8 protein-coding genes are annotated in these 11333 nt (G+C 41.4%); 7 read left to right on the top strand and 1 reads right to left on the bottom strand.

The genetic code is table 11. The features are described from left to right. The 7 genes from G4P69_RS15340 to G4P69_RS15310 form a co-directional block, all read left to right on the top strand. The coding region (locus G4P69_RS15340; protein WP_422614410.1) for a Cas10/Cmr2 second palm domain-containing protein at positions 1-794 on the top strand (794 nt) is incomplete at its 5' end. 466 nt (positions 795-1260) lie between these two features. After that, complete coding sequence (locus G4P69_RS15335) at positions 1261-1887, top strand: 4Fe-4S single cluster domain-containing protein (RefSeq protein ID WP_208338764.1); 627 nt, start codon at positions 1261-1263, stop codon at positions 1885-1887. 257 nt (positions 1888-2144) lie between these two features. Next, entirely contained in the window at positions 2145-2816 is a 672-nt protein-coding gene (locus G4P69_RS15330) for a hypothetical protein (protein ID WP_208338762.1), read from the top strand. 315 nt (positions 2817-3131) lie between these two features. Beyond that, positions 3132-3566 (top strand): lactoylglutathione lyase, encoded by a 435-nt coding sequence (gene gloA / locus G4P69_RS15325; RefSeq protein WP_208338760.1) that lies wholly within the window; start codon positions 3132-3134, stop codon positions 3564-3566. A gap of 118 nt (positions 3567-3684) precedes the next feature. Continuing rightward, entirely contained in the window at positions 3685-5538 is a 1854-nt protein-coding gene (locus G4P69_RS15320) for an iron uptake porin (RefSeq protein WP_208338758.1), read from the top strand. A gap of 141 nt (positions 5539-5679) precedes the next feature. Then, positions 5680-8343 carry an ATP-dependent chaperone ClpB gene (gene clpB, locus G4P69_RS15315; RefSeq protein ID WP_208338757.1) on the top strand — a complete coding sequence of 888 codons (2664 nt, stop codon included), beginning with the start codon at positions 5680-5682 and terminating at the stop codon, positions 8341-8343. A 36-nt stretch (positions 8344-8379) separates the two neighbouring features. Next, the gene (locus tag G4P69_RS15310; protein WP_208350463.1) at positions 8380-9318 is read left to right on the top strand and encodes a glycosyltransferase; all 939 of its coding nucleotides are present in this window, start codon (positions 8380-8382) and stop codon (positions 9316-9318) included. Positions 9319-9322: 4 nt separating this feature from the next. On the opposite strand, the gene G4P69_RS15305 is transcribed toward G4P69_RS15310, so the two are convergent. Then, positions 9323-11074 carry a bifunctional serine/threonine-protein kinase/formylglycine-generating enzyme family protein gene (locus G4P69_RS15305; protein ID WP_310833784.1) on the bottom strand — a complete coding sequence of 584 codons (1752 nt, stop codon included), beginning with the start codon at positions 11072-11074 and terminating at the stop codon, positions 9323-9325. Between the last annotated feature and the right edge of the window lie 259 nt (positions 11075-11333).

The raw sequence follows: 11333 nt of genomic DNA, 5'->3' as shown, positions 1-11333 counted from the left end.
GAGATGGTGATAAAGCTGGTGACTATCTGAAAAAATACCCAGAAAAAACCCATACTTTTAGTAAAGAAATGCGGGAGTGGGGTAAATGGTTCAAAGCTAGACCACTGAAAATGGGTCGAGTTATTTACGCTGCAGGTGATAATTTTTTAGGTGTCTTTTACGATAAAGAAGACTTAAGAGAGAGATTAAAACCAAAGTATTGTGTCGATTGGTTTAGCGATTTTAAGTCTAAGATTTGGCGTGATAAGAAAATTACTGTCAGCGTTGGGTTTGTGTGGGCATTTCCGGGAATTCCACAACAAGATATATTACAACATTGTCGGGAAGCAGAAATATCAGCAAAAAATAACGGAAGAGACAGGGTCGCGTTTCGTATCTTATTTAATAATGGGAATCATTTAGAATGGGTGTGTCCTTGGTGGTTTTTAGAAGTGGGTTTGTTATTGGGTTATCGAGATCGCGATAAAAATAAGAATAAACCACAGCAAAATTGGCAACACATATACAATGATGTCGCGGTTTTAGAATCCCGTCATGCTTTCGATAACGATGGTTTAGATGTTGCTTTAGCTTTGCTAGAGATATATTTTCCCGAGCATGTCGATGTAGTGAAAAACAACCTACTACACTCCGAATATGCAGATTTGACGAAAACTCAAGCCGGGATTTTAGGAGAGGACACAATGTACCACAAGGAAAATTCCCCACAAATAGATCCAACTAAAGTCAACAGAGCATTAACCAACTGGATAATTAACCTCGCTAAAGTCGGATTTCACCTATGTCACGCGTAGAAACAACAGACAACACATCCAAACAAAAGTACCTGTTGTACGACATGACACGTTGTCTGATTGTAGAGAGTTTAAAACTGAAAGCACTAGCTTAACACAAACATTGACACGTGGTCTTAAGACGGTTGACATTAATAGACTAGTATGTTATTGAGTTGCTTTTATCTTGTAGTTGATTCGCTTTACCTGATATGGCGATCGCTGTTGTTTCCAACTAATCCGACTGAACGCAGTCAGCGCTAGATATCTTTTTATTTAACAAAAAAAATAATACAATTAAGTTTCCAACTAATCAGACAAAACGTGGCGAGAAATCCTGCTACAGAACAAAAGCAAATTTTTGTCTACAAAACCACAGATCAAGGCAGAGTCAGATCGATAATCAGTTATAAAGACTGTCGCAAGCGGTCGGTGTAGAACTACTCGCAAGTTCCTCACATTCCCCCAAGCTTGGAATAGAAAAACGATGACTCAACAGAAAACTAACCCATACATATCACTTGTGGAAATTCCTGCCGGATATCTTAACATCATGGGCTATGTCGATGAATCAGAAGTGAATGGTCCTGGATCTCGTGCTGTTGTCTGGGTACAGGGATGTTTAAGGGAGTGTCCAGGTTGCTTTAATCCTGAATCTTGGTCTTTTGAGATGAATCAACTGAGAACAATTGACAGCCTTGCAGAAAAAATTCTCAGCAATCCTCGTAATCAGGGAGTAACATTTTCTGGAGGGGAACCGTTTTGGCAAGCTCCCGCACTGGCTTCCCTTGCAAGCAAGGTAAAAGCAGCTGGACTTAATGTTATGTCGTTTACTGGTTTCACTCTGGAGCAGTTGCAAGCCGAATATGCTCCGGCCGGTTCAAAAGATTTGCTTGCACAGCTAGACATATTGATTGATGGTCCCTACGTTGAGTCACTAGCTGTTAACTCTCCCAATTCTCCTGTTTCTTCGAGCAATCAAAGAGTTCATGTCTTCAATCCTGCTTTCAAAGACCAGATTACCTGGGCAAGCGACCAAATAGAAGTTCATATTTTTCAAGATGGCAGCCGTTTAATTACAGGGTATCGAGGAGGACTGGAATTAACGGATTAATTTTGAGCAACATTGTTTTATACGAGTAAGTTGGTGAAAATAATACCAACTATGTAAATTTTTGTAAAAGGACTCAAAGGCTTGTAGTTGCACTTTAGTGCACTAAAGTGCAACTACGAACCAATTACCATTTAATCCTGCCACCTACTTACTTGACAGTATTCTCTTAATCTTTTAATCTCATAGCTTACACGAGTTGCACCATAGAATGCAACAGTGGCTATATATGTAGCGTTGATTGATACCAAAAACTAATCATGAAAAAGTTAATACCATTATTACTGAGCGCAGCCCTACTTGGTAACACAGTTGCTTGTAGTAAACCGGCTGATAAGACAAGTAGTACCAGCACAACCAACACAAGCAATCCCAACACAACAAAGACAACTAATACTAGCGCAATCACTAGTAATTCTAAAGGTCAGCAAGCTAGTGTTCCAGCAGGAACTACTTTTGACACCATTCTCCAAGAAGATTTATCTACTGCCAAAAATCGCAACAACGATCGCTTTACTCTGCGAGTGAAAAACTCTTTAGTTGGTGGTAATCCAACCTTGAAAGATGCTCAAATTCAAGGACATCTTGAAGATGTTGTCAAGGCTGCGAAAGGCAAGAAAGCTAGTTTGCATTTAGTGGTTGACGACATAATGCTCAAAGATGGTCAAGCCTATCCTCTTGATGCATCTTTAGTCAACACTCAAGTAGAAACAAAAACGAAAGGCAAGTTTATTCAGAATGCTGGCATTATTCTAGGTGGAGCAGTGGCAGGTCACTTTCTTGGTAATAAAGCCAACTTCAAACAAGGTGCTTTAGCTGGCGGTGCAGCTGCAACTGCTTTTGTGTTATCTAGTCCTGGTGGCGAAGTCGTTCTCAAAAAAGGAACAAACGTTAAGTGGAAACTTAAGACGGCACTTAATACGGCAGGATAGGGAATGGGGCATGGGGCATGGGGCATCGGGTTTGAAGCTTTTCCGACTAATAGAGCAAAATGAAACTTAAATGTGGAAAAGCTTAGTATTTAGAGCGCTGAATCTTTGGCTGAGAAGTCCCTTAATACTGCGCAGGATTTACCTTTTTTCCTATTCCCCAATGCCCCATGCCCTATTCCCAATGCCCCATGCCCTATTCCCAATGCCCCATGCCCTATTCCCAATGCCCCATGCCCTATTCCCAATGCCCCATGCCCTATTCCCATCAACAGCTAAAATATTGACATAGGTAAATATCAAAAACAAGGGGTTAGTATGCGCTTACTACACACAATGTTACGAGTTGGTAATCTTGAAGAATCCCTAACGTTTTACTGTGAAGTCTTAGGAATGAAGTTACTGCGCCGAAAAGACTATCCAGGAGGGGAGTTTACCCTGGCTTTTGTTGGCTACGGTGATGAAAGCGATAATACAGTCATAGAACTTACCTATAACTGGGGTGTGGAAAAATATGAGTTAGGCAATGCTTACGGTCACATTGCCATAGGAGTTGATGATATTTATGCTACTTGTCAGGAAATTAAAAATCACGGTGGAAAAGTAGTCCGAGAACCAGGACCTATGAAACATGGTTCTACAGTGATTGCTTTTGTGGAAGACCCAGATGGGTATAAGGTAGAATTGATTCAACTAGGTACTCAAGGATCTGCGGTTAAGAAAGAAACAGAAAAGCAACTTTTAAATCAGTAATTATGACTAATATAGTGCAGCTGTGATTGAATTGAGTGTACGACCATGTCTGCGGCAAAGAATTCGCTGGCAAAAATTTTTTGCGGGTAGTTCAGTCAGTTGCGGAATTTTTATTCAAATGTGCTCCCCTTTAGAAGCAGCGAATTCTTTGCAAATCTCTCTCCCTGATCAGTATTCATCCATTACTGACAAAGAATCTGGGGTGACTACAAAGGTAGAACTTCCTAAACTAGAAGTATCCCGACCAGAAAAAAATTCTAGTTTCACAAAGGCAGAGTTCTCTGTTTATAGAGATTACAGATTTCAAAGTGCGAAGTCTAGTAAAGAACTTAGGAAAACTATAGCGCTTTCTGATTCAGTGGCCTACGTCGCTGGGGGTGAACAGCTGGCTGATCCAGCAGTGGTTGTAGATCATCCATCTGAAAAACAGTATAATTCTCCCTCAGCACCATTATTTCTTTACGATGTTGTACTGGGCTCTCATCAGCCAGAGAATCTTAATATAGAACAACAAAAAAAATTGCTTGTTGAATCCCCCAGATTTATCAATGAACAAGAACAAGTAAAATCTGAGGAGTTGACTGAGCAAAATTCCGTTTCCGAGTTGTCTGATGTCAAACCAACAGACTGGGCTTATCAAGCATTGCGATCGCTTACTATCCGTTATGGTGTCACACTGGGCTACCCAAATGGAATCTTTGCTGGTAACCGTTCCCTTTCCCGTTATGAATTTGCTGCCGGGTTAGCAGCCGTTTTAGAGAAAGTTAATAGCATCATTGGCAGTGCTGTTGGTAATCCGTACGTTCAAGAAGATATGATGACTCTGAGGCGGTTACAAAAAGAATACCGTTCAGCTTTGGATCAATTGCAGCACAATGTAGACTCAATTGCAATTCGCTCAGCTAAACTGACTGCTGAGCAATTTTCTCTAACCACGAAGCTACAGAGTCAAACAATTATTGGTTTTACCAATGGTAGTAACGCCAATAGTACTATGGTCGCGCGATCGCGATTAACTCTTTCAACAAGCTTCCATGCACAGAACATACTCGTTACTCAGCTAGAATCTGGTAATAATGGTCTTGATGCTATTGGTCGAGCGCAAAACAAAAACCTAAAGCTTTTGGGAACCACTGGTTTAATAGCCAATGGCGGCGGACTCGATTACGGGGAATATGGCTCTAATGTTACCCTAAGACGTTTGTACTACTCGTTTCATCCAACAAAAAATCTCGGAGTCACTGTTGGAGCAAAAATGCTACCACGGGATTTTATAGACCGTAACAGGTACGCTAACAACGAAGCAATTGATTTTAGCTCTAGCTTTTTCCTGCATAATCCTTTGATTGTCCAAAATCAAATTGATCGTGGTGGAGGAGCAGGTGCGGCGATCGCATGGAATCCTGGTGGGGGAAAATTCACTTTGCGATCGCTCTACATTGCGGCGGATGCAAATCAATTCAACTCTGCTAGAAACACAGGTGGTTTATTTGGCGATAGACATCAAACCAGTGTAGAACTAGAATATGCACCCAGTCGTCGTCTAGGATTACGGTTACAATATACAAATGCCCTAATCAACAACACCGATATTAACGCCTTTGGAGTTAATGCTGAATATAGCTTCAACCGGAGTACAGGAATTTTTAGTCGCTTGGGATTTGGTAATTATCAAGGATTCAACACTGCTATCAATCGCCGTATAGATTTACAGCCCTTCAGTTGGGTGGTAGGTTTAGGGTTTCGGGATCTTTTCGTTCCTGGTACTCTTGCAGGTATTGCCATTGGTCAGCCTTTTGTGACGAATGGTTTGGGTAATACAACTCAAACTAACTTTGAAACATTTTACAATTTGAAACTAAACGATAATATCAGTATTACTCCTACATTTTCATGGGTAACCAACGCTAACAACGATTCCTCCAATGGCACAACCTGGGAAGGCACATTCAGAACAGTTTTTTCATTCTAAAGTAGGAGATTAATCAGTGAACAGTAAACAGTTATCAGTTATCAGAGTGTATGGGACGATTGATAACTGGTAACTGGTAACTGATAACTGATTCAGTCCCCAGTCCCCAGTCCCGTAATAATTAAAACAGTTATTGTAAAAATGCAGCCGACAGATCCGAATAAATTTACTGATAAAGCTTGGGAAGCGATAGTCAAATCGCAAGATATAGTTCGTGCGTATCAACAACAACAACTAGATGTTGAACATTTAATCATTGCTCTGTTACAAGAAGACAGCGGGCTAGCAGCAAGGATCATTGCTCGTTCAGATATTGATCCCGTGCGATTGCAACAGCAGCTTGAAGGATTTGCCCAACGTCAACCCAAAGTAGGAAAAACAGATCAACTCTATCTCGGTCGTGCTTTAGACGCAATGCTAGATAGCGCGGAGGAATATAGAGTCAAGATGAAAGATTCATACATTTCTATTGAACACATACTCTTAGCCTTTGCTGAAGATGAACGTATTGGGCGGCGAATTTTCAAAAGCCTCAATTTTGAATCCACTAAGCTAGAAGCTGCTATTAAGGCGATTCGCGGTAGCCAAAAGGTAACCGACCAAAACCCCGAATCACGCTATGAGGCTTTAGAAAAGTTCGGTAGAGACTTGACAGAACAGGCAAAAGCTGGTAAGCTAGACCCCGTTATTGGACGAGACGATGAAATCCGTAGGGTTATACAGGTGTTGTCTCGTCGCAGTAAAAACAATCCAGTCTTGATAGGTGAGCCTGGGGTAGGTAAGACCGCGATCGCAGAAGCCCTAGCACAACGTATTATAAACGGTGACGTTCCCGAATCTTTGAAAAACCGGCAGTTAATTGCCCTAGATATGGGTAGTTTGATTGCTGGGGCAAAATTAAGAGGAGAATTTGAAGAACGCCTGAAATCGGTACTTCGGGAAGTTACAGAATCAAACGGTCAAGTTGTCCTGTTCATTGACGAACTGCATACCGTTGTTGGTGCTGGTTCCACCCAACAAGGCGCAATGGATGCAGGAAATATACTTAAACCAATGCTAGCAAGAGGTGAACTGCGCTGTATTGGAGCAACAACGTTGGATGAGTACCGCAAATACATTGAAAAAGATGCTGCTTTGGAAAGGCGCTTTCAACAAGTATTAGTGGATCAGCCAAGTGTGGAAAATACAATCTCTATCTTGCGGGGGTTGAAAGAACGTTACGAAGTTCACCACAACGTCAAAATTTCCGACTCGGCTTTAGTCGCAGCAGCAACATTATCAGCGCGTTATATTTCTGATCGCTTTTTACCAGATAAAGCAATTGACTTGGTAGACGAAGCAGCCGCACAGTTAAAAATGGAGATCACTTCCAAACCCACAGAATTAGAAATTATCGATCGCCGTTTGATGCAGCTGGAAATGGAAAAGCTTTCATTGGCTGGAGAAGAGAAAACTACGCCTCAAACTAAAGAGCGTTTAGAGAGAATTCAGCGAGAAATCAGTAATTTAACTGAAAAACAGCAAGAATTGAATGGACAATGGCAAGGAGAAAAGCAGTTACTAGAAGCAATTAGTACTTTAAAGCAAGAAGAAGAAAAGTTGCGGGTGCAAATAGAGCAAGCAGAAAGAGCTTATGATCTTAATAAAGCTGCTCAGTTGAAGTTCGGCAAATTGGAAGGTTTACTCCATGAGCGCGAAGCTAAAGAAGTCCAACTTTTAGAAATTCAAAGCAAAGGTTCCACACTGCTGCGAGAACAAGTGACAGAAGAGGATATTGCTGAAATTGTCGCAAAATGGACAGGAATTCCCCTAAATCGGCTACTGGAATCTGAGCGACAAAAATTACTGCAACTAGAAAATCACCTACACGCACGAGTTATTGGGCAAGAAGAAGCTGTATCATCTGTAGCAGCAGCAATTCGTCGCGCTCGTGCGGGGATGAAAGATCCTAGCCGTCCAATTGGTTCGTTTTTATTCATGGGTCCTACTGGGGTGGGTAAAACTGAGCTTGCCCGTGCTTTGGCGCAGTTTCTTTTTGATGCTGATGACGCCCTTGTGCGTTTGGATATGTCTGAGTATATGGAAAAACACTCGGTATCTCGTTTGGTAGGTGCACCTCCGGGATATGTGGGTTACGAAGAAGGTGGTCAACTTTCCGAAGCTATCCGTCGTCGTCCTTATGCAGTGGTGCTGCTAGATGAAGTGGAAAAAGCGCACCCTGATGTGTTTAACATTTTGTTACAAGTACTCGACGATGGTAGAATTACGGATTCCCAAGGAAGAACAGTGGATTTCCGAAATACTGTGATAGTAATGACAAGTAACATTGGTAGTGAACACATTCTTGATGTTGCTGGCGATGACTCTAAGTATGAAAAAATGCGGGGTCGGGTAACAGATGCTTTGCGATCGCACTTCCGTCCTGAATTTCTGAACCGTGTTGATGATATCATTATCTTCCATACCCTAACGCGGAGTGAATTAGGACAAATTATCAGGATTCAACTCAAACGAGTAGAAAATCTACTTGCTGAGCAAAAAATTTCTTTGGAAATCACCCCGGCAGCTTGTGAATATCTTGTAGAAGTGGGTTACGATCCAGTTTATGGTGCGCGCCCAATCAAACGAGCAATTCAACGAGAAGTAGAAAATCCCATTGCTACCAAGTTACTAGAGAATACTTTCGTTCTTGGCGACACAATCGTAATCGATTACGGAAATAACAAACTCACCTTTAGTAAGAAAAAGAAAGTATCGCCACCACAAAATGCACCCTACTTAATTGAAGCTTCCCATGAAGTGTAAAAAAGTACACCAAGTACGTCGAGAAACACAGTAGACATGCCACTCGTTTCTGTTGTTATTCCTGCTTTTAACGCGGAAAAAACAATCCGACAAACTATTGAATCTGTTGTTAACCAAACACTAACAGACATAGAAATTATCGTCATTAATGATGGTTCAACAGATTCAACAGCCAAGGTGATTGAGATCGTAACTGATTCACGGTTACAAGTCTTTTCTTATCCTAATGAGGGTGTAGCCGTCAGTCGAAATCGGGGAATTTCTAAAGCTGTCGGCGAATTTATTTCCTTTCTCGATGCTGATGATTTGTGGACACCAAATAAGTTAGAAAGCCAGGTAAACGCTTTACGAGAGCATCCTGAAGCTACTGTGGCTTATAGCTGGGTAAACTTTATTGATACTGATGGTGATTTCTTATACCCAGGTTACCGATTTACACTGACAGGTGATGTTTACAGCAAGCTTTTTGTACAGAATTTTTTAGATAATGGCTCTAATATTTTAGTTCGCACAGAGGCGCTACAAACTGTTGGTGGTTTTGAGCAATCGGTTTCTCCTGCTGAAGATTGGGATATAGCATTGCGCTTAGCAGCACGCTATCAGTTTGTAGTAGTTCCAGAAGCGCAAATATTATATAGACTCTCTGCTAATACCTTGTCGTCAAATCTTTATAGACAAGAAACTGTGACTTTAAAGGTAATCGAACGTGCTTTGGATAACAATGAGAAAGGCAAATCAGTACAGCACTTAAAAAAATACAGCTTAGGTAAAATTTACAAATACCTAAGTGTGAAAGCTGTTCAAGCGCCTGTAGAAAAACAAAAAAGTTGGGTAAACGCTCGATTTCTTTGGTGCAGTGTTAGAAATGATCCTTCGATTTTAAAAGAAAGAAAATTCATGATAATCATGGTTTTTAAAGCCATGTTTCCTCGATTGTACAACAATTTTAGGAAAATTAAGGCGTTCATTACTTAATAACCTATCCGCCAAGACCTATATCACCAGAAACAACAACCCTAAACCCAACATCATCGTTTCTGCTGTTGAACAGATATCTACTACGATAAGCTGAACGGGAAACCCAAGGATAGATATACCATGAACCGCCGCGTCGCAATCGAGAATCTAGATCATTTTCATTTGTCCAAACACTACCATCATTAGGCGCACCGACATAATTATTGTGCCAGTTATCTTGACACCATTCCCAGATATTACCATGCATATCATACAATCCGAAAGCATTTGGTGGGAATGTGCCGACGTCAGTTGTTTCCCGACGATATTCACCTTTTGGTTCTAAGCCATAGGTATAGTGACCATCATAATTAGCTAAATCTGTTGTAATTGTTTCACCAAAGTGAAAAGGGGTAGTTGTTCCAGCACGAGCGGCATATTCCCACTCTGCCTCACTAGGCAAGCGGTAGTTTTTACCAGTGATGTATGATATTTTAGAACAAAACTCAGTAGCATTATCCCAAGTTACCTTTTCAACAGGTCGTCTTGCTCCGGTAAAGTTAGAGGGATTGTTACCCATAATAGCTTGATACTGTTCTTGGGTAACAGCAAACTTACCCATGAAAAAAGATGGAATAGTAACAGTGTGCTGCGGATCTTCATTGGCAAGTCGTTGTTGTTCTCTTGGGAGCGAACCCATGACTAGCTTACCAGATGGAATTGCTACCATATCTAGTGTGACCCCATTACCAAGGTCTTCTGTAAAAAAGTTTGCCTGACCAAGGCGACGGTTGGTGATATTTCCTTGTATATCCACACTCACAACTTGGAATTGGAAACTTTGTAAAGCTAATACTTTTGTCTTCGCACCCCTTTGTGAGATGTTCTCGCCCAAAACAGCAGCTATAAAACCAGCCCCCGCGAAACCAAGGGTTTGAATAACTCTCCGCCGTGACCATTGGAGTAGTGGTGGTGTTGGTGTTGTGAGTGCTTGTAGTGCTTCTTGAGCACAGAGGTAACGTAAACTGTGGTGACGCCGCACCATTTTGGTTAAGATATTTGTCAGATGATTACTAATTTTTACTTTGTCTTGCCAAAGGATTTCACCTGTTAATGGATCTTCAGGAAGGTCTATAGGCAAGATACCAGTTAGTGCTTGAATAGCAGTGAGCCCTAAAGCATACATGTCACTACCTAGACAAGGTTTGCCATTCTTTTGTTCATTAGGCATGTAACTAGGAGTGCCAATGATAACAGTAGAGGTCAATTCACCTCGAGAATTCTCTGTTACGGAGCCAATTTCCTTAACTGCTCCAAAGTCAATCAAGAAAATCTTACCATCTTCATGCCGCCGCATGAGGTTGTGAGGTTTAATATCGCGGTGAATTACCCCTTGGTGATGTACAAAGCACAATATCTCCAACACTTCCTGCAATAGGTTGGTGACGTAATCCTCACTTCGCTGTTTCCCTGGCAAAATTTCTTTACTGAGGTCTTGTCCTTGGATAAACTGCTGAACAATATAAAGATTGTCATCCTCTTTAAAGTGAGCCAATAGCCGAGGAATTTGAGGATGTTTACCTAGTTTTTCTAAAATAGCGGCTTCTTTTTCAAATAGCTCCACAACGCGGAGTTCAGTATGATGTGGACGCAGTTGCTTTACAACACATAGAGGCTGACTAGGTTGCATAGTATCCCTTGCCAGAAAGGTCATCGCAAAGCCGCCACCGCCTAATTGCCGAATGATTTGATAGCGTCCACTTAATGTGGTCACAATGCTTTTGACACCCATCTAGACCTAACGAATCTGAGTATAGTTGTTATTAGCTTGACATAGCAACTTGCTTATTTTTTTGAATTGGGTTTCTCGAAGCCCTATTTTAATGAGGGTAGGGTGTAGGGTGTAGGGGGTAGGGTGTAGGGCAAGAATCAGTGGCGAAGTCTGAGTACAAGCCCCTACTTTTAAGTATGAAAAGAAAAGAAAAATATGTTTTGATAAGCACCGGGCTCTGAACACGGCACCCTTATTTGAA

Origin of the sequence: Aetokthonos hydrillicola CCALA 1050 (assembly GCF_017591665.1) — a bacterium.
Classification (GTDB): domain Bacteria; phylum Cyanobacteriota; class Cyanobacteriia; order Cyanobacteriales; family Nostocaceae; genus Aetokthonos; species Aetokthonos hydrillicola.
Note: the sequence above shows the minus strand (reverse complement) of the source record. Positions and strands in the feature narration are given on the sequence as shown.